This window comes from Rossellomorea sedimentorum (genome assembly GCF_046237645.1).
Lineage (GTDB): Bacteria > Bacillota > Bacilli > Bacillales > Bacillaceae_B > Rossellomorea > Rossellomorea sedimentorum.
Genome location: NZ_CP143546.1, coordinates 1,800,480 through 1,824,657, shown reverse-complemented (window position 1 = coordinate 1,824,657; position 24,178 = coordinate 1,800,480). Strand labels below are relative to the sequence as shown.

Here is a 24,178-nt window from a genome sequence, read left to right as displayed (position 1 = left end):
CCGGTTTGTTCGATAAGGCGATTAAATATTAAGTTTTGAACTTGGGGTTCGGCTATCTTTGACAGACTGCAAGATTGGTTTTACGGCTATTAGGTGCCAAAATACTTGGTGTTCTGCTTTCTCATAGACCCGTATGCCTATTTCATGGCCTGCGTTTTTAGATGTCAGCATTCTCATTGCTTTTAATGTACCACCCTCCTCAGATTTCTGCCCTCTCATCTTTTGGTGGGCCGGCACCCTGGAATTCCAGCCATTGGCCCATTTGCCTTTTTTATGGGACAGCGTCTTTGGTTTGAAGCCTTCTCATGGGTTGAATACTGACTTCATATACCAAACACATTCCTAAGCAATCACCTGGCATACACCCAGTACTCAACCACTTTATCATCAGGCATATCTTCAACAAGCTTTACCATATCAGGTCCTAATCTTTCCTAACCTCCCTTTATTACAATTGCCCGGCCTGTATTTTCCTCTCAATGTTAATGGCTATGACTTCTTTTCTTCTTTTTTCTTAACATAACCACTTAAATCCACATTGCGTTCTTCTAGCTTCTCCAGAATGGTTTCAGTGATAATTTCCAGGGTTTTTACTCTCGCAAATTTTTTATCTTCACCTTCAATAATGTACCATGGAGCGTTAGCCTTGTTCGTTTCATTGATCATGTCCTCTACCGCTTCTTTATAGTGCTCCCACTTTTCCCTGTTCCGCCAGTCTTCTTCTGTTAGTTTCCAGGATTTCATAGGGTCGTTCTTCCGATCATTGAACCTTCTAAGCTGTTCTTCTTTTGAAATATGAAACCAGAATTTGAGGATGATGTAATCTTCGTTGGACAAAATTTCTTCGAATTGATTGATCTCACCGTACGCCCTCTTCCATGCCCATTCATCTGCAAAGCCTTCCACTCTTTCGACGAGGACCCTCCCGTACCATGAACGGTCAAAGATGCCGATTTTTCCGTACTTTGGCATCCGGTTCCAGAAACGCTGCAGATAATGATACTGTTTTTGCTCAAGGGTCGGTGCGCCGGTTGCGTGCACCTCATATCCTCTTGGATCCATGTTCTGGGTAGTCCTTTTGATGGCCCCTCCCTTGCCGGCAGCATCCCAGCCTTCAAAGACAAAGATACATCCGATTTTTTCATCATGCAGGGCCCTTTGCAAGCCAAGGAGCTGCAGCTGAAGTTTTTTCAGTCTTTTTTTGTAGTGATTTTTATCTTCAATTTTTTTCGTTAGATCCACTGAATCAAGCATGTAAAAGACCTCCTTATTTTATAGTATGTATTAAAAGATTGTTATTTCGTTTTTTATCCTGACCTGATATACTTCAAACACCCGAGGGACAGTATTTCGTTCCAGAGGGTACCGAACGTTCCGGACTGAAACTGCAACCTTTAAAAGCGAAAGCTCACCGCCTGACCCGAGGAGTTCTCCATCTGTAGTGGAAATCCTGGAATTAAATATACTCAAGAATACAACATCACTCTCTAACATAGATTATCGTTTTAAAAAAAGGCCCTGATTTTCATCAGGAACCTTCATGCAGAAACATTAAATCCAGGACCAATCGCGGCGCTTGTCGTCATCTCTTCTGTCACCAATTCCAAAGACATCATCCCTGTCACGTCTGCGTCTTCTTCTATCATCGGCACCCAATACACCGTCATCATTAAATCTGCGTCTTCTTTTATCATCTGCATCCAAAATAATGACTTCGTTAGCTCGAATGAGGACTTTATCAGCATTAATTACACGTCTTCTTCTTCTCTCGTCAGACAAATCTTTCCCCTCCTTTAGCTCAACCCATTCCATACAGACTGGGATGCCTGTATCTCATAGATTGGTTTACTATAAGCTGTTTTCGTATAGATTGTTGCTATCGGAAAAATCCAAAGGGCCGGATTTTCCCCTTAGGTACAAGGGCTTTTCTCTCTGAATAACGTGAATAGCTCTTTTCTTACATGCTGACTAAGATATTTTCTGTGATTTCTGCCCATATCCCTTGAACTTAATAGTAAATAGCAACAAAGTTTTAGAAAAGAGCCTTACTATAAGATATGACAGGGAGTGGGAAAGGAATGGACATCTATCTACATGTCAAAATAAATGGGCACGATGAACAACACCTCTTCTTAGTCATTCAAGACCCACCAAGAGAGCATTGCCATTCGCGGAAATTTTAACGATTGCATACTCTGCAGTATTTTCTGTTTCAACCCCCGTGCCCTCCTCAACAAAGAAACTCTCTATGCCGAAAATGACCCTGCCATCTCCTCCAATTACCCCGTTAATAAGGATATCAGTTTCACTCTTGATATACTCTCTATTCCACTTCCCGCGTTGTTTGTAGTATCCCTTGTAGGAATAAACCTCTCCATCAGGATAGAGTACGAGCCGGATTTTCTCCCCGGGCAGTCCCGTATCCCTTAGGGTTGGCTGGTCAGTAATTTTGTAACTCAAACGTACATAGTCTCCCTGCATCAGCGACCTGGGATCAATAGGGGCCAGCTCCAGCTTTACGGTTTCGCCGTCTCTTATTAATGATTCGTTAGTAAATGTTTGATAAGCAAGAAAGCCTGTTTGCAGGAATAAGATTACAAGCAGGGCTTTCCATTTTGTGAGGACAAAATTATTGGATATAGAGCCACTGACTTTGTCTTTGCTTTTATCTAAATAGAGAGTGACAGCAAGAGTCAGAAAGCCTAACGCCAGGAAAAGAATTGATTTGTGTATGAGCATCCACATTAGGTCATAGTACTTATAGCCAATAAACAAGAACCAATAGATGAGGGAAATCGCAAACTCAGCCTGTAAGTTTTTCTTATTGAAAAAAATAACGGCTGCTGTAGCGATGACAAAATAACTTATATTATAAAAGATATAAAGAGCATGCGGGGTTGCGGGTGCTATCGTAAGACTAATATAGAAACCGAACGCTGCAATCAATGCTGTTCTCCCTACCCCAACGACTTTATTCTGAAGCAAGTAATAAGCTCCATTGAAGAGAACCATACAGAAGCCTATCGGATGGTACGAATGGATAAATTCTGTCATCAAAGTAACAAGCGCTGTATTAAGTGCGATGAACTGTATCACCTTCAATCCAGCCGGCTGACTTACTCTTACACCTGCAAATGCCGCCAGGATCATGATAATTTTCATAACAAGGTCATTACTGAACAGACTGGTTCCTATGACAATCATATACCCTGTGGTAAGGACGACATATTGAAGAACTTCTGGCATGGGGCTCCTTAATGGAATTAGCAACCCAGGAAGAACCAAGACAGTCAGAGCAAAATAAAACAAAAACGTTTCCGGGAAACCCATAAAAGCCAATGCGGTTAACCCCACAATGGATATAACGGAAAAAATCGCAGCTACGATGGTGACACTTACTGTAATGGCCTTTTGGAATATAGGATTCTCTTTGACTATTGTATTTAGGTATTTTATTGACTTGATTGCAACAATGACCAAGGCGATTGAAACTATCAACAAGAAGATAAATAGAGCTTCTCCTGCAAAGTGAATAATCAATTCAACCCCTTTAGACAATAAATACACTGATAAAGAGATAATGAACCCCGCAGCCAGTCTCTTTCTGTTAAGAACCTTTATTGATAACCAAATCCCGAATACGCCATTAGCGAGGAATATCAAGTTCATCAAGCTGCCATAGGTCGGGAAACTTTCCGAAAAGCTAAGATAAATTAATAAGAACTGAAAAACGGAAAAGGAAACGTACTTGATAGGAGAGAGATCCCAATTGGACTTCAATGACCAAAGAAATAAAACCGCATTGGCAGCAGTTATGGACAAGATCAGTAAAAATAACTGTGTTTCGGTCCACCTGATGGAATAGCTTGAAGGAAACAGGTAGAAATAATACGCCAAATGAAAGAGGACATAACCAAGGAGATAAAAGGGGCGATATTTAGTAATAAAGCCTAGTAACAGAATCGGGATCAGCCAGACTGAAAATAGAAGATAGCTATCAGCATGCGAATTGTAAATCTGGCCAAGCAATCCGACGGCTATCCCAAAACTGACGCCGCCGCAAAACAGGACCCATCTGCTTAGAAAAAGCTTGCTTTTCAACACGTTGGATAAGAAAAAACTTAATAGGTAAAAGATAAGCAAAACAGCTGTGATCATTCCTACTTTAGTTAAACGGTCAACTCCTTGCCAGTTGGATGCAAAAAAATAAAAGAGACTTGCCAGCACTAAGCTGATACTGAATAAGTAACCCAAATTGGTCATTTTCCCATTCATTGCATTTCCCCCCGTTTCCTAATGTGTCTCTTTTGAAAATTTCTGATTAGGATTATTCCTGATGGATAGGCATGGTCTCCTCTTTATACTATTGTATGCTGTATATATATGAAGAATTTTAGGTTTACTATCCCGCTTTTTTATAAATAAAGGCTGTATTCGTATAGATTGTTGCTCTCGGAAAAATCCAAAGAGCCGGATTTTTCCCTTGGAGACAAGGGCTTTTTTCTCTGAAAGAGGTGAATTAGCTCTTTTCTTACTTGTTTATCAGGCTATTCCTGGTTAATTAAGTAGATTTTTTAAAATTTGTATTAAATAGCAACAATGTTTACGAAAAGAGCCATAAAAAAAGAGCTATCCCCTTTATAGTGATAGCTCTTGGGTGTCTGTATTCTACTCGTTAAATCATGGAAACCGGCTCTTTCGGTTTTCTTACAAACGCCATGATACCTGCAATCAAGAAGAGTAAGCCAGGAAGGAAGCCTGCACCAAATGTACCGAGTCCCACAACCAAAGCTGCCAGAATGAATAATATTCCAGCAACCACCGGCTTTTTGTTCCCTTTTATAAGAAGGACAGCAGCCAGCCCTAAAATGGAACTGATCAAACCGAGCCCGATTAAAAACGGTCCCATTGACTCGATCATCCCCATAATGTAGCTTGTGTCTTCAGTTGTAAGGGATGGATCACGGCTTATTTCCTGTTCTAACATCTCCTGCATTACAGCACTGTTCGCATTTAGAATGAATCCCATTATGGCAAATAACCCACTGAGAATAATCCCGATTATTCCCATTACTATTTCTGCTGTTCGTTTTATCACGTGAAATCTCCTCCTGCTATTAAGTTGGTCCATCATTACATACGTGGAAGCCCTCAAAAAGATTCATTAAAATGACTATTCAATAAATCTATTCTTCGTTTCTGGTCCGGGAAGCATACAGGCGTCACTTTTGCCGAACCATTTATATCGATTCTTTGCGATATAATCATATATATAGTCCCTGATAAACTTTGGAATGATTATTCCAAGATAAAACACCTTCCAAACCCCGTCAAGATTCCTGCTCACCTCTAAGGCGGCCGTCGATTTCATAAACACGCGGTCCTGATCTATTAAGTAAAAGCTGTCAGTATGAGAATCTATGTGATGCTTCTCCATCAAAGCAATACCTTTCGTGCTCTGCTGAGATGCAAACTGGAAATAAGCATTGCTGTCCCGTTTAATAATGAATTGCACAACACCATTACAGAGATTGCATACTCCATCGAACAAAATGACTCCACTCATATTGAAAGTCCCCTTTCTCTCCTTCCCCTTAATAATACCATTATAAAAATAAACATTAAAATAGTTGATAGCTCCCACAATATGCTTAGAGTTATTGGTTTGGATGAAATTCATTCAATTAACCAGCTTTTTTCTCATTTATCGTCTTGTATGTACAATCATGGGGGAATAAGGAGATTGGCATTTTAATTTATTCCATGTAAGGTATGGAGGAAGGTTTGAAAAGACTTTAGACCCCCTCGTTTTTTCTGACTCGGCTCTGCCGAGTCAGCTTTTTTTTGTGGATATAGTTAACGCTGTTTCCATATACATAAATCCATGACATATCTGCATCCTAGTAGATGGAGGTGATTGATTTGGAAAAAGAACAAAATTCACAAAAGCCGGATTTTGACAGTTTGGATGACCGTGTAATTGCGTCCACGCCGTCAAATAACCCAACTCTCGTCATCAAAACCAATCTCGATCCGAAAAGTGCAGAAGAAGAAAATCCTTACTACCAAAAGGACCACCAAAGTGATCCACAGAAATTCAAAGATTATTTTCAAGAATAGCCGCTTTAGCGCTTCACCGCACTAAGAGGGACTGTCCCCTTTAACACGATAATTCGTTAAAGGGGACAGTCTTTTTTAATACCTTTTTGCTGCTGGAAGGATGATATATTGCCGTTTGTAGGTTATAATAGAATCGCTCTATTATTCTTCTGAGAGAGGCAGCATATTTTTTAGTCATTTATATGAACCTACCATGCTGCTTTTCACCTTTGATTGCGAGGTCTAAAGAATGTTACATTTCAAAACATATAGAAAAGACCACCATTCTCCGTGGGTCACTTTTATACATGGTGCAGGCGGAAGCTCCAGCATCTGGTTCAAACAAGTAAAAGAATACAGAAAAGAATTTAATATATTGCTCATTGATTTACGAGGACACGGAAGTTCCAAAGCTACTTGGAAAAAAGGAGATTCCTTTGTGGATGTGGCGGAGGAAGTTATTGATGTCCTGGATCACCTTAACATTCAAACTTCTCATTTTATTGGCATTTCACTTGGAACCATTGTGGTTCAAACCCTTGCAGGTAAACATCCCGAGAGATTATCCTCCATGATTTTGGCAGGAGCTGTCATCCAGTTGAATCTTCGGACGAAATTTTTACTTGCCATAGGAAATGCCTTTAAATTCATCCTGCCATACATGTGGCTGTACAAACTGTTTGCGTGGATCATTATGCCAAAGCCAAGGCATATGGAATCCAGATATACGTTTGTAAAGCAGGCGAAAAAAATGTGTCAAAAGGAATTCATCCGCTGGTTTGGACTGACAAAGTCAATCAACCCTTACTTAAGGAATTTACAAATTGATTCCAAGGGTATCCCAACGCTTTTTGTCATGGGAGAAGAAGATCACCTGTTCTTGACCCCCGTCAAGCAGCTTGTAAAAAAACAACAAGAATTAGATTTGCAATTGATAGAAAATTCCGGTCATGTCTGCAATATTGATCAGCCGGAAAAATTCAATTCTATTACTCTTAAGTATTTAAAAAAATTGCATGCTGTACCGGCATCCATTCTGCTATAACTATCCGTCTTTGCAAAGGGCGGATTTTTTTTGTCTAAGGAATAAAAACATTCCCCTAAAATAATGCTTTACAGATCTCAAAAATTGGGTAGAGTATTACCGAAACACCTCAAAAAAGTGGTGTTTAATAATGCTTGAAATTAGAAATCAAGATTTATAGGAAAGCAGGTGAAAGTATGATCGTAATCGGAATTGATTTATCCGGCCCTTCCAATTCAAAGGATACGGTCGTTTCAATATTTGATAAAGTTGACGGAGCTTTAAAGTTGAGACAGCTTATATCAGGTGCGACAGATGAAGTAATTATTTCAAGGATACAAAAGGAAGCCGAAAACCAATCGGTGTTCATTGGTATAGACTCTCCCCTTTCCTATCAAGATGGCGGCGGGGACAGACAGTCGGACAAAAGTTTACGAGCTTATATTACAAAACTTGGCATGAGGCCTTCTTCCATTATGGCACCAACCATGAACCGGATGGCCTACCTTACATTAAGGGGCATATCTTTAACCAGGGCCATAGGTTCCCTGAAAACAAGCAAACCAGTAAAAATAGTGGAAGTACACCCTGGGGCGGTGATGGGTTCAAGGATACCCGAAGAGTTGATACCTCACTTTCTTCTTTACAAAAAAGAGGTCGATTCTCGGCTGCACATCTTTCATTTCCTTCAATCCACTGACCTTAACGCTTTACCTGATGAAGTAAAAGAATCGACCCACGCTATAGATTCCTGCGCTGCTGCATTAGGGGCATGGTATTGGGGCGATCCGTATCTCGAGCCGAATTGGTGCTGGAAAGCCGATCCTCCCCTGCACCCCTATGACTATTGCTGTTAAAGGGGTGAAAGGACAAATCGTATTTTAGTTCTGGTGATAGTGCGTATAATGGGTAAAACGGCGAGAAATACCACATTATAGAATGGTGGTAGGGCGTATAATGGGTGATACGGCGAGAAACACCACATTATAGGCTGGTGGTAGGGCCTATAATGGGTGATACGGCGAAAAACACCACATTATAGAATGGTGATAGTGCGTATATTGGGTGATACGGCGAGAAACACCACATTATAGGCTGGTGGTAGGGCGTATAATGGGTGATACGGCGAGAAACACCACATTATAGGCTGGTGATAGTACGTATAATGGGCGATACGGCGAGAAACACCACATTATAAGCTGGTGGTAGTGCGTATAATGGGTGATACGGCGAGAAACACCACATTATAGAATGATGGTAGGGCGTATAATGGGCGATACGGCGAGAAACACCACATTATAGGCTGGTGATAGTACGTATAATGGGTGAAACGGCGAGTACGACGGCATTATAGGTTTTCAGCAAGAGCCCGCCTATAAAGACTAAATGGCATTGGGTTATAAATATCAGGAATTTCTTTTTATAACTGTAATTTCAACGATCGATTTATAAAGGTTTTCATTAAAAAAACAGTCTGTTCAACTACAGACTGTTTTTTGGCTTACTTCGCTAATACATTTTCCACTTGAAAACCATTTTCCTTCAAGGCCTGCTTTAAACTGCTGTAGGAAGGGTACTCTTTAAAATTGATCCCGAGATGTACAGCTGTCATTGCCAATTCAGGGCGGATGCCTGACAGAAAGGTCTCAACACCAATCAATTTCAGACTGGAAATCATTTGAAAAATCTGATTGGCAATCATTGTATCAAACGTCCCTACCCCTGAAATGTCAATAAACAGTTTAGATATGTTGTATTTCGTACACTGCTGCAATACTGAATCAGCTAATCCATCTGCAATGGTGATATTTAAGTTGCCGAGCAGCGGAAAGATGGCCACATTTTCCGTCACAGGTATAACGGGAGATGTAATGGATTTGATCAGCTTTTCTTGTTTTGAGAAAGACTCTCTCGTTTTGATATGATAATGCTCTGTGAATTTTTCGATGATGGAATCAATTCCTGTATTCAACGCTTTGCTCCATTCCACCACTTGTGTAGCTTCAATGACATTTTCGCTGATAAACTTTTCGATATAGTCCCAATAAATTCTCCTGAATATACTGAACTTTTGTATGACTTCATAAAGGGATGTTTTTGTTTCTACCCTTTCTTCCGCAATCTTTTCTGCCCACTGGTTCACCTTTTCTGTAAACTTTTCCTTAGACACGAAAATATGGGCAATACTTTCTATCAATTCGTCATTATGTTCTCGCAGCTTTCTCTCCACTTCCGGGGAAGCGCTCTTTGAATAAATAGAATATCCGGCACTCTCCTCCCGGGAATCTAGCCAATCATTAGTCATACTAGGTGCACTCTGTACAATATATTGAAAAAGCAATTGATTATTATTTTCTTCCATCAGGTTCTTCACCTCTACATAAATATATTTTTATTGTATAAAGCTTTAAAACTTTTAGCAATTACCAAGATGAATTGCTATTGAATTAATTTTTATTGGGCACCATATTTACCCTATTTCGATATTGTCATGTTATAGATATACTCTAGAAAGGAGAACTTATTTTTGCAAATTTTTTTAAAAAGCGTATCCCCACATAAGTCTTTTTGGGACCTCATTTCCGTTTAAGTTGCCTAAATCACCTATCATAAGACCTTCTTTGCTTTATTTTTATTTAGGTGTCTGATAAACCATTCATAAGACCATTTTAAGCCTCATTATTCAATTAGGGTACCTCATAAACTCTTTATAAAACTATTTTCCTTCAATTAGGATACCTCATTAAAGATTCATAATTCCCGTGTAAAGGTGAATATAAATATATACTGGACAGGTTGAGTAGTGTACTTTCGCTATCAAAGTTTGAAAATTTCATGAAATGTTCGTCATTCACCTGCTTTCTTGATGCATGTATACTATAATGGACAGAAAGAATAAGCACAGGAGGACACTTTATGTGGAAAACTGATATTGGTAGATTCAGGATGATGGGGTTCATTGAAGGAGCTTCTCTTCTGATTTTGTTGTTTATTGCCATGCCGCTTAAGTACATAGCAGGGATTCCAGAAGCCGTGTCCGTTGTCGGAGCTCTTCATGGATTCTTTTTTATTCTTTATTTAGTGGTGATTGCCTACACAACATTCAAGGTAAGGTGGGCCTTTAAATGGATTTTCGGCTCTGTTCTTGTGGCATTCGTGCCTTTTGGTAACATGATGCTTGACAGCAGATTGAAAAAGAGTAACTTCTCTTCTTAAGGGATGGCCAACTTGATATGCCTCAATTGAATGAAAGTAACAGCTAAAAGCAGCGGGGATTTCGCTGCTTTTTTAATTGGGATTCATCAGTTCTTAAGTCTGTCCCTTCTCGGATGCATAGTTTTAATCTGCTCTGTACTCACATTAATTGCATCTCTATTCGTTTCACTTTAAGTGGATCCGTATCATAAATAATAGTGCAGCACTCGCACATTTTTGTTGAAGTATAGTTATTGTCCAATCTACTTTCTGCTTCAGCCATATATTATCAGTATGCTATAAGGAAAGGAGTGATAGAGTTGGGTAATAATCAAAATGATCCATGTGCACGGTGCAGTGATAATAGCTTGCTGTGCTTATCTGTTCCTGGAGGGCTTTGTTTGCAGGTATTAGGCCTGGAGATCAGAATCAATGATTTGTTGATTGAACTGGGATCTGAGGCGGACCTGGCAGGCATTCAAAACTTGTTAGGTCAGTTGTTGGGTGGTGCTGCAAATACAGCAGCAGACAATAACAGTTCCAATTAACCATCAAAATACCCCCTTTATCTAGAGGAGAAAGGGGGTATTTAGACAATTGTATTTTTAATAGGATCTTGCACTTCTCTTCTTATTTCTATACTTTTTGTAAATTGGATAAACAACTGGTCCCCATTTTATCAGCGTTCTTATGAGTCTTTTCATACTGGTACCTCCCTGTAATTTATTATCATCCAATTCCCTCAGATGGCTATTTCTAAACTTTACTCTAGCGGATCAGCTTTTTTTCCATATTTAATGACTTCATATATTGCCAACCCGTCACTTGGCTGCCCTTTCCCTGTTTTAAAAGGAAATAAGGAGAAGAAGATGAAATAGACTGAGAAATAGACAAATTGATAAAAGAATATATGAGCCGGCCACGCCCCCTTGTAAATCATAAAATTGATAAGAAATATAACCAGAAGATTTGATAGGCTTCCTGAAAGATAGATCAGTATATGAACCCATTTTTTATCATATTTAAGTTTGCCATATTGACACCAGCCATCCATGAAGTACAATTTTTTGACTTCCAGCGGTCCTATTGAAAAAAGTGTTTTCCCCGCGCCGAGTGTGAAATTAATTCTGGCTCCGAATACTCTGGCTGCCAAGACATGCCCTGCCTCATGAACCAGTGTCACCAACGGAAGCGTTAAGAAAAATGCAAGAAAGAAAATCCACATATCATTAAGTGTAAACAAATCCTAAACCCCCGATTCTTTTGTCTTCCCTGTGTTTTACCAAATGAACGTTGGTTTAACCTTGATTACAGGCTTTTTAATTGATTCGTAAAACAAGCTACATAGTGGAAATGAAAAAGAGCCCTGTCCCAGGACTCTTTTGCTTACTTCATATCCATACTTTTAACTCGCAAAAAATGATCATGTTGATTGCAATTCCTTATACGCTTGAATAAAAGCATGAGGATCCTGTTTTACAAGAAAACTGTAGACTCCCTGATTAGTATGTAAGTAAAGGAAGCCTTGTTTCGTGTTGAGGGATTTATACGAAACATCAAAGACATCTTTCATTAAAAACGACTTGGAAGAACAATCGATGCTATCGGTATTTAAACGTATTTCATGCTCTGTTTCTTCCACCGACTGAACTTGGTGTTCAATTTTTCTAGTAACCACATAATAGGAATGACTGGTGATCTTTTGCATCATAGACTATCATTTGGAAACTTTATCCCAATCTGCTTCCTGGCTTGTTCCAGAATAGACATAGTATCCAATGACAATCGGAAGGATTGCTTTGCAGATTCTGTTTTCCCATTTTGGATTAGTTCAATAAACTCACAAATCTCATAATACATCGTGTTCTCATCTTGTTTCACACTAATATCTTCGACCGAACCATCTCTGTATTGAATCTCAACTTTTTGAGGGTCTGATATGCTGTCAATAAGGATGCTTCCATCCTCACCCTGAATCTCAGATGGCACTGTTGAATTTGTAATTTTGGAATACATGGCAACTGCCTCCATTTCTTCATAATTGAAGAGAACAGTTCCTTCCCCATCGGCCCCCGTACCCAGCACTACTCCTTGAGCAAATATACTGCTTGGCATGCCAAATAATGTCAGCACAGGGACGATGCAGTAAATGCCGATGTCCATCAAAGCCCCATTCCCCAGCTCAGGCTTAAAGGCATTGAGAACGGTGCCGCTTCTATATGCGTCATAACGCGAGGAATACTGATTTTTCACCGCTACAAACCTTCTGACCTTACCTATTTTCGAGAGATTGTTCTTAATGGATTGAAAACTGGGTATGAACGTCGTTTTCAAGGCTTCCATCAAAAGGACATTGTTTTCCTTGGCAGTCTCGATCATCAATTTTAGTTCATCACTATTGAGTGCAGCAGGCTTTTCACAAAGAACATGCTTTCCATTTTTCATAAAGAGAATGGACTGCTGTGCGTGCAATAGATTCGGGCTTGCTATGTAAACTGCATCAAATGTGTGGCTTGTTGCCATTTTTTCCAGATCAGTAAAGGTGTACTTTACCTCGTACTTATCCGCAAACTCTTTGGCTCTCTCTTCTGTCCTGGAATAAACGGCCGTAAGTTTAAAGTCATCGACTTTACCTGCAGCCTCTAAAAATCTATCTGTTATCCAATTGGTTCCTATAATAGCAAAACGCATTCAATAAGAGCCCCTTTCGTCTATCTTTTTGCAGGTTGATAATCACACTTTATCACTTTTTACTTATGGGGTGAAATTATTCACATCAGTAGAGCTGATACAAACTTTTAATAAGGCTCTTTACTAAAACTTTGTTGCTATTTAATAGTAAGTTAAAGAGATATGGCCGAGAATTCACAGAAATTATCTTGGTCAGCAGGAAAGAAAAGAGCTATTCACCCTTTTCAGAGAGAAATGCCCCTGTACCCAAGGGAAAATCCGGCACATTGGATTTTTCCGATATCAACAATCTATACGAAAGCAGCTTTTATTAATGAATGATGGGGTTCACACATATATTTAATCGATATGATTTAGACCGGTTGATATTTGCAGGAGAAAAACTTGCCTGATCTGATTTTCAGTCCTTTCCCCCAGTGTCTGTCAAACTAGAATAAGAGGTTAAGAATACTTAAAGGAGTGTCTCATCGAATGACCAGAAATCATTTTGCTGATAAGGCTCTTTATGAACACCGGTTTTGGCTGCAAATCCTAGGGGACCATGCCCGATTTATTCGGGATACACTTTCTCCAGTTGAGAAAGAAGAAGTCAAACAGGCTGAACAGTTCAGAACTGTCATGGATCAGCTCCTTCAAATGTCCAGACAGCCGATATCAGGGCAGAAGCTGGAGGATTTAACTGATATGGCTGTCCAACAAACGGAAAAGTTCAGGACCTTCAAGCTTTCTCTAATCAAGAAGAAGTTGACAGGAAAAGTTGTCATTGGCTTGGGCGAAACCTTCCTTAATCACATGGTGAATGAATTGGAGGAATATATTGAAATCCTTGACTACCTTTTAAAAAATCAGGAAGTGCCTGAATTTCACCCCGTTCATCATCATCTTCTATGGCTGGCTGATGCTGCAGGTCATGCCGGGGCGATTCATGATAACCTGGATCTGAGCGAGAAAAAATGGAAAGAAAAGGGGACTGCTTTCCAAAAAGATTTTGAGGCGTTTTATTTAAAGGCTATTGAACTGGCAGGATACCTGAGGACAGGATTATTGGAATTTCCTGCACTATCCAAGTTTAACGAAGATGTGCAGCTTGAAATGAGGATCTTTAAAAGCATTCTAGCAGAATTGGAAGAATGGGAAATGAATCATAAACTGCTCGGCTCGTTCTCAGCATTGATGGCTGATCATATGGCTCGCGAAGAATGCTATTACCTTGTCAAATTATATGAATCTGCCGGAACCCCGCTGCCTGACTGTGACCCGGCTGCTCCGCGTGTAAAAGCCTGAATACTTCATCGCTTTAAACCACTAAAAGGGACAGTCCCCTATCGCGCTTTAAAGTAATAAAGCAAATTAAAGCCCAATGTCTGTTGGGCTTTTTTACTTTCTGCATCTGATGATCCTCACCCCAAGTTGGTCTTTGTATTACTGTAGATATTCTTCATGCCGGTCAAGCATCTCATTGATATCCTCTGGGATTTCGTCGGATAAATCAAATTAAATAACCGGCTCCGGTGATAAAAGCGGAAAATCTGCTTTTTCAATCTCCACTGTTTTGAAACCGGCCGCTTCTGCACATACCCTCCATTCTTCTCATTATGCAGATGACACACTCCATAAAACCCGCTTAACTCCTTCCTTGCTTCATAGGTAAGATCGCTATCAATAGTCATCTCCACTGCAAGGAAAAGTCCACCTTGTTTCAGTACTCTGTTCACTTCAGAAAATACGAGGTTCTGATCTACAAAAAATAACACTGACTCGCTGTTTCAAGTTCAAAAAGTACTACAAGGTCAGGCTCTGGCAACACAGGACCGTTTCAGGTAACATTCAGTGGCGCTTCTTTTTCGACCTCCATTGGATTGCCAAGGGAACCTTTCCTGTAACCAAAGCTGAACGGACAGTTCCACAAATTAGCTAACCGAGGGGAACATCTCCCAAGAAATGAAATTGATATTGTACGCTAACCAATTAAAACGACTATGATTTTTTTGCTCACTCCCGCCCTATTCACAAAAAACTAGCTAGACTAAAGCTTGTTTTTTTGCATCTACCAACTGTGGATATGCACCAAATAAACCATCATGATGCCGACATCCGCCAAAATATGGCTGATAACAGGTGCCGCCAGTGAACTTGACTTATGTCTGAACAGACCCCAGATGAGGCCTGCAATAAATACAGGAATGACCGCCAGGATGTTGAACGGCCAATTAAACAATTCTACCAGGGAAAGTAAATGATAAAGACTGTAAAAGAATGAAGATATAAAAATTGCGTTGGCGGGAGACATTGATACTTTTAACTCTTCGAAAATGAAATTACGCCAATAGTTCTCTTCAAGATACGGATTCAGTATGAGTAGAACAGCAATCAATCCCCATACCATACTTCCATTGAAATTCCACTCCTCTAACAGTAACCGAATAAGTTCAAGCTCCATTAAAGAAGAAAATAAAAACGAAATACCTGCAAAGATGATCAACAAGAAAGCGATTCCGCTTGCTGCCCCCAATAATACGGAATTCCTTGTGATGCTGACTTTCCATTTAGAATGATTTTGATTGGTTAGGCTGAAATAGACCGGAACAATAAGAAGCCAGCTATAGAATAAACCAAAAGTCAAAGGGACGCTGCCGTATATGGTTAAACCAATGAAGATCATAAGAGTTGGACCGATAAGTAGGATCATTTTTTTCATTCCACACCTCTATTGCATGCGTTCAAAGCATTAATTTATTCAGAACGCTGTGTTCTTATAGATTGTTGCTATCGGAAAAATCCAAAGGGCCGGATTTTTCCCTCGGGTACATGGGCTTATCTAACTGAACAGGATGAATTGCTCTTTTCTTTCTTGTTTAACTGGGTAATTTCTGTGAAATATGGTGATTTCTCTTGAATTTTCTAGTGAATAACAAAAAAGTTTTAGAAAAGAACCTTTCAGAAAAATAAATATTCTTTGACTATTGTATCATTCACCTGCCGGATTTTGGGGGTCACAGCAGAAATTTACCCATGTTGGATTTAACAGGACGATCTTAATTGCCCCTGTCATTTCTAATATAAGAACTTATGGGCAGAAATGATCGACAGCCGTACATATTAAAACGGGAGCATCAAAAAAGGACAGAACCAGTAATGGTCCCGTCCCCTTAGAATCAATTTTTATCCGATTTAAGGCTCAATCTTCAGGATGTTTCGGCTTTTCAGGATCTCTCTGAGGATCGATTTCCTGATCATTTTCCTTTTTTTCTTCTTGTTCTAAAGAGAGGTTGCCTTTTTCTTCATGTTCTTTGCTCATTGTGTATCCTCCTTTAAAATATCATTCTGTTTGCTAATTCCCCATAAGCAAGATGATCAAACCATGATCACGACCGAATAAGTTCGGCAGGAAATGTCAAACACATTGCTCACCTGTTAGGACTCCAAAGAAACGACAGGTCACTTACAACAGAAGCAGAAAAAATTACCTTGATACATATTCATTGCCGGTAATCCAAAATCTGTAAGGATAATCGCGAGCTTCTCCTGAATTACCGATTCCAATGCGTTTGCCGGTAGTTATGCTGTTCGGTGAAAAGCCTTCAGCAATGTACAGCGGGCTTTGAGTAAAATAGCTGCCATAGTCCTCCATGTTTATCCCCATTGCTTTTGTCAGTTTTCCCGGGCCGTTGGTAAGTTCCCTGCCCTCTTTCGGCCTCCTTCTCTTCATAAGCTCTACCCCATCTCTCGGTTCGACCGCTCTTATGAGGATGGCTTCCGGCTTTTCCGGCGGACCACTTACAACATTTACCAGGCAATGGGTGTGCATAAGATACGTGTATACCCTGCCGGCTTCCGCATACATGATCTCTGTCCTTTTCGTCCTTCTATTATTAAAACTGTGAGCCGCCCTGTCTTCAGGTCCCATATAAGCCTCTGTTTCCACGATATATCCAGAAGTGAGTCCTTCACTCGTTTCTTTGACCAGCAAACATCCAAGAAGCCTTCTGGCCAAATCGAGGGTCGGCAGTTCGTAAACGTGCTTCGGTAAAAGAGTAATAGGCTCTTTTTCAATCACTATCCGGTACTCCTTTCTTTGTGTGCATGAATCTGTCCCTATTGAGAAAAATAATGGTGTTACTATAAAGTGTGCTTTGTTCAAGATGTTTACCAAACTGGCAACTTGTATGGACTTCACATTATAAAAATGGCTTTTGGGAGCTGGATGTGAAGCGTGATACATTTTTACAAAATGCTCTTTTCTAAAACATTGTTGCTATTTAATATGAAGTTCATGAGATATGACGATAACTCACAGAAATTATCCTGGTAAACAAGAAAGAAAAGAGCTAATCACCATGTTCAGTTAGATAAGCCTTTGTACCCGAGGGAAAAATCCGGCCCTTTGGATTTTTCCGATAACAACAATCTATACGAATACAGCCTTACTAAATGATAATCTTCTCAGAGCAGAGCAGCCCCCATAAACTAATTCTCCATGCAAAATGGAGAGATGCTCTTATAAGAGTACCACTGCTACCAGTAAGATAATCATTATTCTGCTGCGGTCTCTTAAATTAATCATCCTGTTTTAGCAGCCGGAAAGCTTTTTCTTTTTATGTAGTATAGATCAGCAAAATGGATAGAGGCAGAAAATAATAAATATCGGAGGTCATGATATGAATGTCAACATAGAACAACTCGCTAAGGAAATGCCGGAATTCACCAATCACCAGGAAGCAAGTGATTGGTTTGGAGATAAGTTTCAGGGGCAGTTTGTGTTTAAAGAAAAGGATGTAATAAACGATATCCCTACGTATTTTTATCATATTGTTAAAGATGTCAACAAATATAATCGGTATATGAATGCACTCTTACAGGAAGAAAGTGACATTGGGTCTTTGAATACATTCTATAGTTACACGACCGTCTCTATCACAGAAGATGGCGATGTGGAAATCACTTTATAAAGGGGGGTGTCCTATTGGCTGGCCTTAGGAAAAATCCGCAAGGCCGGATTTTCCCCTGGGTAACAAGGGCCTTCCTTTCTGAACAGGTGAGAGGCTCTTTTCTTTCTTGCTTATAAGGGTATTTTTTTGGGGGTATTATCTCTCTTAAGAAAAGAGCCTTATAAAAAATGAACCACTGAAAGCGTCTTTTTTCTTATCTGGGCGAACTAATCGGTTCGAATCGCCCCTGGATGTCTCATTACATATAAATAAGGGGGCTGAACACTCAGCCTCCCCCCGCTTGATGATCCCCCAGATATATTGTTTTCAGCTTTCGTTCATAAGCCTTCCCATCGATTTCCTCAACAAAATAGGCAGTCGCATGCGGCCTGGAAGATACCACCCTTTCAAGTTTTCCATCAATAAAATGCAGTGCTGCGCCATCGTCCGCTGCATAACCTGCACTCAGTTTAGAAGAAGCTATAAAGGCTGTAAAAGCCGGCCGCCTCTCTAATTCTCCATCATAGTGGGGACAATGACTTCCTTTAATAAATCCAAGGGCCTTCAACGGTTCCAGCCCGTCTCCATAAGAATCGGTCACTCCCTCATCGAACCAGCAGATGCTTCCGGCACTAATTCCAGCAAGCACTACTCCTTTTGCCAGCGCTTTTTCAAGAATTTGATCAACTCCCCATTCTTTCCATAAGATCAGGAGGTTCTTGGTGTTGCCTCCGCTGACGTATATAATATCCTGCTCCAATAAGAAGCCTTCAATATCCCTGGTGTTAGGCTTGAATAACGACAGGTGAGAAGGGATGCACTCTTTATTTTTGAAGAACTGGTAAAAACGATCAATATAACTTTCCGCATCTCCGCTCGCTGTCGCGATAAAGCATATTTTAGGAGTACGGGCTGGAGACTGTTTCAATATATATGTATCCAGGAGTTCATTTTCGGGTTCCATCGAAAAGCCTCCCCCTCCTAGAGCGATGATTTGTTTCATAGTGCCACCAACTCCAGTCAGCTAATTTAAATATTTGGGGTTCGTTTCTATATATCGAAGCAAATCAAGTTCCGGATGTTTTTTATCGAGGCTGTATATATACTCCAAAAAGTATTGGCTGCCAAAGGTATACACAACCTCAGGAAACAACTCACTGATTAAAAGCAGCTCTTTTCTGCTGGCCTGCTCCATGAACTGGATAGTTTTTTCTTCGTCCTGAAGCAGTAAGTCGAGGAGACGTTGAAGGGTACTCTCCATACGGGAGTCATCCTCATCCATAAGGGCAATCTTCCCAAGTACATTCCTGACACTTTCGATAAACATTCATTCACCTCCAATTATTCTCTCATGTGTTATATATGTTACTTCACACAGATAGGTTCAATTAGTCAACTTTATTTCATCTGTAAAATGCTTTAAAATTTTTGCTGTCAGCCCCCAGATGACTCTTTCTTCATAGAAGTAAAAGTATTCATCGAGCTTTCTTGTCTGCCAATTATAATTTTCTCCTCCTGCAATTAAATCCACTGGAAAGTCGTCTTCAAGCTCAATCGTAAAACCGACTTTATATACTTTAGGTTCATTCTCCAAAAAAAATGACAGAGGAATGGTAAAAGTTTCTGCCACTTCACCGGGATTCGGTATAATCTCTGCCTTTTTTTCCAACACAGCTACATAAGGGAAAATGAATGTTCCGAACGAGGACACAATGTAATCCAAGGGATATATATCCGATAAATCCCCCTCCCGGACGCCCAATTCTTCACACGTCTCCCTGATGGCCGTATCTTTTTCAGTGTTGTCTTCAATATCAACTTTCCCTCCAGGAAAACATATATCTCCTGGCTGTCTTCTAAGCTTCTCTGAACGGACTTCGAAGAGGATATGAATCCCATCATCCTTTTCGATAAGGGGTAATAAGACTGAAAAACGGTAAAACTCATCGCTCCCTAATATTCTCGGCGTTCTATTATAAAACATTCTTTTGATTTTAGCTAAATCCATTAACTCACCTCTCACATTACCTTTACCCTTTTTATCTGTGTATGAATATGATTACGATGGCAAAGTCTTAAGTTCCCACCAATACTTTTTACACAACCCTGTTGTAATCATCTACCTTTTGATTTGACAATGAGTTTGGCGACAAAACAAATACAAATCATACTCTTTTCCATCTTCCACCTGACACTAAGATAATAATATAACTTCTTTATGTATTTCTTTATTCAAGCTTTTTATCCTGCTTTTTCTATGCGATTTATAAGAAGTAATACGGGAACCGCATCAAAGAATAGGTTTAGGAAGACTGAAATCCAGATATAGTATAAAAAAATAGCAAAGGATGATTAGATGATCAAGCAATTCGATATCTCCACTTCACAAAGAGACGAAATGATCGATATAACAGGAGTTATTCAAGATTGGATTGATGACTCGGGAATTCAAGAAGGAGTAGTATTTGTGCAATCTATGCATACAACCGCGGGAATCACTGTAAATGAGAACGCCGATCCTGATGTTAAAACCGATATCTTAATGAGATTGGATGAAGTTTTCCCTTGGAATCATCTAAAAGACAGACATAGCGAAGGTAACACTGCAGCCCATTTAAAAACCAGCACAGTCGGACATTCCCAGGCATTGATTATTTCAGAGGGGAAAATCCTTTTGGGTACTTGGCAGGGAATATATTTTTGTGAATTTGACGGCCCTCGATCGAGGAATTTCATATGTAAACTTACTGAATAAGGCAGCATTGTAATAGTATATTCATCCCCTGAATTTCACAACCTATTTATCGATAAGCTGTTTTTAAGAGCATGCTTATTGGTTGAATTGTCAGGATTCATCAAAGGGGTGATCAGTAATGGATTTTGATTTACTTTGGAAAGCGGTCCTGATCGTACTGGGAGGTACATTGCTTTTACGAGTAGCAGGAAGGAAATCTATTTCTCAGATGACTCTTGCACAAGTTGTCATTATGATCGGGCTGGGCTCTCTGCTTGTGCAGCCGATAGTGGGAAAAGGGATCTGGTCCACAATCTTGGTTGGATTAACACTCGTACTTACATTGGTACTGATGGAGTTTCTTCAAATAAAGAATGACTCGATGGAAAAGTTCATAACGGGCCAGTCAAAGGTCGTTATTCATAATGGTACTCTTCAAAAAGATACCTTAAAAAAAATGCGGTTAACCGTAGATCAATTGGAAATGAAATTAAGGCAATCTCAAGTAAGCGATATCTCAGATGTTCAATATGCCACATTGGAGCCCAACGGACAATTGGGATTCATTCTTAAGCCTGATAAACAGCCGGCAATTAAAGAAGATATTTCTCAACTTAAGCAGGAAGTGGCGCTGCTTACACAGATGCTCAATAACCGATTATCAGGTATGCCTGTTCATGTACCCAGCTATAAAGTCGTACCTGCTCCTCAGCCTGCTAGTTACACAGCATCAACTGCCTCCCCACAGAAAAACATTTTTGACGAGGTAGAAAATCAAGGGCATATGAGTGAACCTCCTAATGACTTGCAATAAGGTCAACTCTCGTTCAAATAATGAGCGAGAGTCGACCTTATTTACATAACATTTTTATTGCCCACTTAAATATTCAGAGCTCAATAAAGAATATATTTGTATCATGGTACTCTTATCAATCAAAATTTGTTTGCCTTAATGTCCCTTCCTCCCTGAAGCCAGCTGATTGCAGCAATTTGCGAAAACCTTCATTTTCTGCAAGGCTCTTTTCTAAAACTCTGTTGCTATTTACTATAAAGTTCATGAGATATAGCGATAATTCACAGAAATCATCATGGTAAACCAGAAAGAAAAGAGCAAATCACCTTGTTCAGTGGGATAAGCCTTTGTACCCGAGGGAATATTTCCTGTCAGCTTATTTTTCATATTCAGCCCCCTTACTTTTTACCGATTCTAACAAGGCGGTCATTTTGATAAGTGATGAAAATATTATCCCCTATGTTGTAATCAAGGTACCTGTCACATTCCACTTCAAATATTTTTTTATTGCTGAATTCCATCGCACATTTACTGAACTCGCCCTCCGTGACTTGGATCCTCTTCTTTGATTTAACCCCTGTCGCAACAGTAGATTGACTAGGAGCAAAGTATTTTTCCATCAACTTCACATGATCTTTTTCGAGGCTGTCCCCATCTTTTTTTGCAAAGTGAATAACAAAGAAGAGGAAGCAGCACAGGAGTAAGAGAATGGCAATTTTAATAATAATCTTGTTCATATTTACTCTCCCCATTAAGAAATATCAGCACTTATGGATATTTCATATGGATGAGAATTATGACCGGAAGATCCAACAAGAGTGTTTTTCGTTTGATCCAAAGGGCCGGAAATCTCCTGGGGGTACAAAGGCTTTTCCATGATCTGTCCTGTGAATTATGGATATTACATAGCCATAAAGGTTTAGAAAAAAATAAATTGTACCTGTCTTCGTTGTTCGAAGCTCATTCCTCTTCTCCTCTATTTTTTTCGGTATGATTTAACAATCATTAATTTCAGCTTGTGTACCATACTAATAAAGAAAATTTCCCTGGAAGGAATGATGAAATGACACTGACACAACAACAACTGTCTGCCTTCCGCTCAACTTTAAATGAACTGGAAAATAACATTAACAAAAGACAGGAAGATAATGACAAATTTGATTTAAATAAAGGACACCCTCATGATTCGACTGGTGAATTATCGAGTTACGATAATCATCCGGGCGACGAGGGTACTGCTTTATATGAACGGGAGAAGGACCTTGCCCTGCATCAGCATCTGGATTATGAATTGGAAAACATCCAAAAAGCTTTAACAGCAATGGATAAAGGCAACTATGGAAAGTGCCTTACTTGCGGACAGGAAATCCCTGTGGAGAGACTGGAGGCTATACCAACAACCTTATACTGCAAGGAGCACAGCCCCGATCAGACTATCTCCCATAACCGCCCGATAGAAGAAGGAGTACTGATGCCTCCTTTCGGGAAATTCTTTATGGATGAGAAAAATGAGGATACTGCTTATGATGCTGAAGACACCTGGCAGGCAGTTGCAGAATGGGGTACTTCAGAATCACCATCTGCTTTAATGAATCCCCCGGATAACTACAATGATATTTATATCGACTACGAAGAAAATGTCGGTTATACCGAGGAGTTCGAAAACTTCGTGGGTAACGACATAGAAGGAAGAAATGTAACCGTATATCCAAATAAACAGCATGAAAAATATGAAGATGCTTTAGATGAAGCAGGTATCATGACCACATTTGGAGATTTACCCGCTTATGAGCATGATCCCTATGTGGAAGATTAAAACGAGGTGATTAAAATGGTTAAAAAACAACAAGCACAATCCACAAAACTTGCAGGCAGAACATATGAGGCTGCCGACTATAACAAAAATGATGAATTGTCACAAGGCCTGGCGATGACTCATGAACAGGCTAGCGACAGCCTTACTGAAGGAACAATTGACGGAAAAATTGATAAAGTGGATAGTGAAACAGGTCGCGTCAAGCGCTAAATCGTTCCCTTAAGTGTCAAGAAGCACATCTACACACTTTTACCTTAGCGAGGAGGAACTATATGGTCAACACTGACAAAGGGAAAGTTGCAAAGTTGTCCAAAGAACATCAAGCAAGCTATCCCGGCAATAAACATATCAAACAAAACGAGGGAAGCCACTACGGTTCCGACCAGGCCGAAACAGAACTCCCAATAGTGCTGGAAGAAGAATGACACACACAGCAACGCGCACTAAAAGGGACAGTCCCCTACAGCGCGTTAATTGATTAAAGCATGTGTTTAGCTTATCTCCTGACGGGTAATTAATCTTAGTAAGAAAGTGATTAATTACTTTGAAAGGAGAATGAACATGGCACAAAGAAATGAAAAGAAACTTCCATACAAAGGAATTAATACAGAAAAGAACAATGGACTTTCAAGTACACAGGAGGTTCTTTACGCAAAAGAATTTAAGTCTGCAACCAAAGCAGGTTATCCAAGTGAAGTAAAGAAAGATAATCAGGGAGACGAATAAAACAGCTGGGGGTTTTCCTCCAGCTGTTTTATTGATCTTTGTACATATTTTTTAACTGTCAAATAAATATCAAGCTCCATTGCAATGTAACCCATTCCCGGGTCATAAAACCCTAATAAAAGATTTGAAGTATGCCTCTCAAAATATCAGCACCCCTGCCAGATAAATATTA

31 protein-coding genes are annotated in these 24,178 nt (G+C 39.8%); 13 read left to right on the top strand and 18 right to left on the bottom strand.

Features of this window, described 5'->3' with window-relative positions:
• Positions 1 to 489 precede the first annotated feature (489 nt).
• The 5 genes from V1502_RS08925 to V1502_RS08905 form a co-directional block, all read right to left on the bottom strand.
• On the bottom strand, positions 490 to 1,254 hold the full coding sequence (locus tag V1502_RS08925) for a polyphosphate kinase 2 family protein (protein WP_409254004.1): 765 nt from the start codon (positions 1,252 to 1,254) through the stop codon (positions 490 to 492).
• A 297-nt stretch (positions 1,255 to 1,551) separates the two neighbouring features.
• Positions 1,552 to 1,779: a hypothetical protein gene (locus V1502_RS08920; protein WP_409254003.1), complete on the bottom strand. Its 228-nt coding sequence runs from the start codon at positions 1,777 to 1,779 to the stop codon at positions 1,552 to 1,554.
• A gap of 357 nt (positions 1,780 to 2,136) precedes the next feature.
• Positions 2,137 to 4,275: a GDYXXLXY domain-containing protein gene (locus tag V1502_RS08915; protein WP_409254002.1), complete on the bottom strand. Its 2,139-nt coding sequence runs from the start codon at positions 4,273 to 4,275 to the stop codon at positions 2,137 to 2,139.
• A 400-nt stretch (positions 4,276 to 4,675) separates the two neighbouring features.
• On the bottom strand, positions 4,676 to 5,098 hold the full coding sequence (locus tag V1502_RS08910; protein ID WP_409254001.1) for a DUF4064 domain-containing protein: 423 nt from the start codon (positions 5,096 to 5,098) through the stop codon (positions 4,676 to 4,678).
• Positions 5,099 to 5,173: 75 nt separating this feature from the next.
• Positions 5,174 to 5,566: a thiol-disulfide oxidoreductase DCC family protein gene (locus tag V1502_RS08905; RefSeq protein WP_409254000.1), complete on the bottom strand. Its 393-nt coding sequence runs from the start codon at positions 5,564 to 5,566 to the stop codon at positions 5,174 to 5,176.
• Positions 5,567 to 5,907: 341 nt separating this feature from the next.
• Here V1502_RS08905 and V1502_RS08900 point away from each other — a divergent pair, with 341 nt between their 5' ends.
• The 3 genes from V1502_RS08900 (at position 5,908) to V1502_RS08890 (ending at position 7,980) form a co-directional block, all read left to right on the top strand.
• Positions 5,908 to 6,120, top strand: coding sequence for a hypothetical protein (locus V1502_RS08900; protein WP_409253999.1), 213 nt, complete (start codon positions 5,908 to 5,910; stop codon positions 6,118 to 6,120).
• Between the two features lie 229 nt (positions 6,121 to 6,349).
• Entirely contained in the window at positions 6,350 to 7,144 is a 795-nt protein-coding gene (locus V1502_RS08895; RefSeq protein ID WP_409253998.1) for an alpha/beta fold hydrolase, read from the top strand.
• Between the two features lie 176 nt (positions 7,145 to 7,320).
• Positions 7,321 to 7,980, top strand: a complete 660-nt coding sequence (locus V1502_RS08890; protein WP_409253997.1) for a DUF429 domain-containing protein — start codon at positions 7,321 to 7,323, stop codon at positions 7,978 to 7,980.
• Positions 7,981 to 8,624: 644 nt separating this feature from the next.
• Here the strand turns inward: V1502_RS08890 and V1502_RS08885 are convergent.
• A complete protein-coding gene (locus V1502_RS08885; RefSeq protein WP_409253996.1) occupies positions 8,625 to 9,485 on the bottom strand; it encodes an STAS domain-containing protein in 861 nt (286 codons plus the stop codon).
• A 554-nt stretch (positions 9,486 to 10,039) separates the two neighbouring features.
• On the opposite strand from V1502_RS08885, the gene V1502_RS08880 reads away from it, so the two are divergent.
• Positions 10,040 to 10,339 carry a DUF3817 domain-containing protein gene (locus tag V1502_RS08880; protein WP_409253995.1) on the top strand — a complete coding sequence of 100 codons (300 nt, stop codon included), beginning with the start codon at positions 10,040 to 10,042 and terminating at the stop codon, positions 10,337 to 10,339.
• Between the two features lie 380 nt (positions 10,340 to 10,719).
• Positions 10,720 to 10,866, top strand: a complete 147-nt coding sequence (locus V1502_RS08875; RefSeq protein WP_409253994.1) for a hypothetical protein — start codon at positions 10,720 to 10,722, stop codon at positions 10,864 to 10,866.
• A 215-nt stretch (positions 10,867 to 11,081) separates the two neighbouring features.
• On the opposite strand, the gene V1502_RS08870 is transcribed toward V1502_RS08875, so the two are convergent.
• From V1502_RS08870 to V1502_RS08860, 3 genes are all read right to left on the bottom strand, one after another.
• The gene (locus V1502_RS08870; RefSeq protein WP_409253993.1) at positions 11,082 to 11,561 is read right to left on the bottom strand and encodes a site-2 protease family protein; all 480 of its coding nucleotides are present in this window, start codon (positions 11,559 to 11,561) and stop codon (positions 11,082 to 11,084) included.
• Between the two features lie 180 nt (positions 11,562 to 11,741).
• Complete coding sequence (locus V1502_RS08865; protein ID WP_409253992.1) at positions 11,742 to 12,026, bottom strand: hypothetical protein; 285 nt, start codon at positions 12,024 to 12,026, stop codon at positions 11,742 to 11,744.
• Positions 12,026 to 13,009, bottom strand: coding sequence for a Gfo/Idh/MocA family protein (locus V1502_RS08860; RefSeq protein ID WP_409253991.1), 984 nt, complete (start codon positions 13,007 to 13,009; stop codon positions 12,026 to 12,028). Before V1502_RS08860 ends, V1502_RS08865 begins: the two co-directional genes overlap by 1 nt.
• A gap of 471 nt (positions 13,010 to 13,480) precedes the next feature.
• Here V1502_RS08860 and V1502_RS08855 point away from each other — a divergent pair, with 471 nt between their 5' ends.
• Positions 13,481 to 14,293 (top strand): DUF2935 domain-containing protein, encoded by an 813-nt coding sequence (locus V1502_RS08855; RefSeq protein ID WP_409253990.1) that lies wholly within the window; start codon positions 13,481 to 13,483, stop codon positions 14,291 to 14,293.
• 116 nt (positions 14,294 to 14,409) lie between these two features.
• On the opposite strand, the gene V1502_RS08850 is transcribed toward V1502_RS08855, so the two are convergent.
• The 4 genes from V1502_RS08850 to V1502_RS08835 all read right to left on the bottom strand — a co-directional run bounded on the left by V1502_RS08850 (position 14,410) and on the right by V1502_RS08835 (position 17,069).
• The gene (locus V1502_RS08850) at positions 14,410 to 14,685 is read right to left on the bottom strand and encodes a hypothetical protein (protein WP_409253989.1); all 276 of its coding nucleotides are present in this window, start codon (positions 14,683 to 14,685) and stop codon (positions 14,410 to 14,412) included.
• A 371-nt stretch (positions 14,686 to 15,056) separates the two neighbouring features.
• Positions 15,057 to 15,707 carry a lysostaphin resistance A-like protein gene (locus V1502_RS08845; protein ID WP_409253988.1) on the bottom strand — a complete coding sequence of 217 codons (651 nt, stop codon included), beginning with the start codon at positions 15,705 to 15,707 and terminating at the stop codon, positions 15,057 to 15,059.
• Between the two features lie 480 nt (positions 15,708 to 16,187).
• Positions 16,188 to 16,307 (bottom strand): 3-methyladenine DNA glycosylase, encoded by a 120-nt coding sequence (locus V1502_RS08840; RefSeq protein WP_409253987.1) that lies wholly within the window; start codon positions 16,305 to 16,307, stop codon positions 16,188 to 16,190.
• Positions 16,308 to 16,472: 165 nt separating this feature from the next.
• Positions 16,473 to 17,069, bottom strand: a complete 597-nt coding sequence (locus tag V1502_RS08835; RefSeq protein ID WP_409254311.1) for a DNA-3-methyladenine glycosylase — start codon at positions 17,067 to 17,069, stop codon at positions 16,473 to 16,475.
• A 598-nt stretch (positions 17,070 to 17,667) separates the two neighbouring features.
• Here V1502_RS08835 and V1502_RS08830 point away from each other — a divergent pair.
• Positions 17,668 to 17,958: a hypothetical protein gene (locus V1502_RS08830; protein ID WP_409253986.1), complete on the top strand. Its 291-nt coding sequence runs from the start codon at positions 17,668 to 17,670 to the stop codon at positions 17,956 to 17,958.
• 265 nt (positions 17,959 to 18,223) lie between these two features.
• Here the strand turns inward: V1502_RS08830 and V1502_RS08825 are convergent, their stop codons facing one another.
• The 3 genes from V1502_RS08825 to V1502_RS08815 are packed head-to-tail and all read right to left on the bottom strand — an operon-like array spanning position 18,224 to position 19,945.
• Positions 18,224 to 18,940: a Type 1 glutamine amidotransferase-like domain-containing protein gene (locus tag V1502_RS08825; RefSeq protein ID WP_409253985.1), complete on the bottom strand. Its 717-nt coding sequence runs from the start codon at positions 18,938 to 18,940 to the stop codon at positions 18,224 to 18,226.
• A 21-nt stretch (positions 18,941 to 18,961) separates the two neighbouring features.
• Positions 18,962 to 19,264, bottom strand: a complete 303-nt coding sequence (locus tag V1502_RS08820) for a hypothetical protein (protein WP_409253984.1) — start codon at positions 19,262 to 19,264, stop codon at positions 18,962 to 18,964.
• A 57-nt stretch (positions 19,265 to 19,321) separates the two neighbouring features.
• Positions 19,322 to 19,945, bottom strand: coding sequence for an NUDIX hydrolase (locus V1502_RS08815; protein ID WP_409253983.1), 624 nt, complete (start codon positions 19,943 to 19,945; stop codon positions 19,322 to 19,324).
• 348 nt (positions 19,946 to 20,293) lie between these two features.
• Between V1502_RS08815 and V1502_RS08810 the strand changes: the two genes are divergently transcribed.
• Positions 20,294 to 20,692 (top strand): secondary thiamine-phosphate synthase enzyme YjbQ, encoded by a 399-nt coding sequence (locus tag V1502_RS08810; protein ID WP_409253982.1) that lies wholly within the window; start codon positions 20,294 to 20,296, stop codon positions 20,690 to 20,692.
• Positions 20,693 to 20,810: 118 nt separating this feature from the next.
• Positions 20,811 to 21,485 carry a DUF421 domain-containing protein gene (locus V1502_RS08805; protein ID WP_409253981.1) on the top strand — a complete coding sequence of 225 codons (675 nt, stop codon included), beginning with the start codon at positions 20,811 to 20,813 and terminating at the stop codon, positions 21,483 to 21,485.
• 240 nt (positions 21,486 to 21,725) lie between these two features.
• Here V1502_RS08805 and V1502_RS08800 read toward each other — a convergent pair whose 3' ends face one another.
• Together V1502_RS08800 and V1502_RS08795 are read right to left on the bottom strand one after the other, a co-directional pair.
• Complete coding sequence (locus V1502_RS08800) at positions 21,726 to 21,851, bottom strand: hypothetical protein (RefSeq protein WP_409253980.1); 126 nt, start codon at positions 21,849 to 21,851, stop codon at positions 21,726 to 21,728.
• A gap of 11 nt (positions 21,852 to 21,862) precedes the next feature.
• Complete coding sequence (locus V1502_RS08795; RefSeq protein ID WP_409253979.1) at positions 21,863 to 22,201, bottom strand: hypothetical protein; 339 nt, start codon at positions 22,199 to 22,201, stop codon at positions 21,863 to 21,865.
• A gap of 326 nt (positions 22,202 to 22,527) precedes the next feature.
• Here V1502_RS08795 and V1502_RS08790 point away from each other — a divergent pair, with 326 nt between their 5' ends.
• The 4 genes from V1502_RS08790 (at position 22,528) to V1502_RS08775 (ending at position 24,006) form a co-directional block, all read left to right on the top strand.
• Positions 22,528 to 23,280 (top strand): TraR/DksA C4-type zinc finger protein, encoded by a 753-nt coding sequence (locus V1502_RS08790; protein WP_409253978.1) that lies wholly within the window; start codon positions 22,528 to 22,530, stop codon positions 23,278 to 23,280.
• A gap of 15 nt (positions 23,281 to 23,295) precedes the next feature.
• Positions 23,296 to 23,490, top strand: coding sequence for a YozQ family protein (locus V1502_RS08785; protein ID WP_409253977.1), 195 nt, complete (start codon positions 23,296 to 23,298; stop codon positions 23,488 to 23,490).
• Positions 23,491 to 23,552: 62 nt separating this feature from the next.
• A complete protein-coding gene (locus V1502_RS08780) occupies positions 23,553 to 23,705 on the top strand; it encodes a hypothetical protein (protein ID WP_409253976.1) in 153 nt (50 codons plus the stop codon).
• Positions 23,706 to 23,841: 136 nt separating this feature from the next.
• Positions 23,842 to 24,006: a YfhE family protein gene (locus V1502_RS08775; RefSeq protein ID WP_409253975.1), complete on the top strand. Its 165-nt coding sequence runs from the start codon at positions 23,842 to 23,844 to the stop codon at positions 24,004 to 24,006.
• Positions 24,007 to 24,178: the final 172 nt, after the last annotated feature.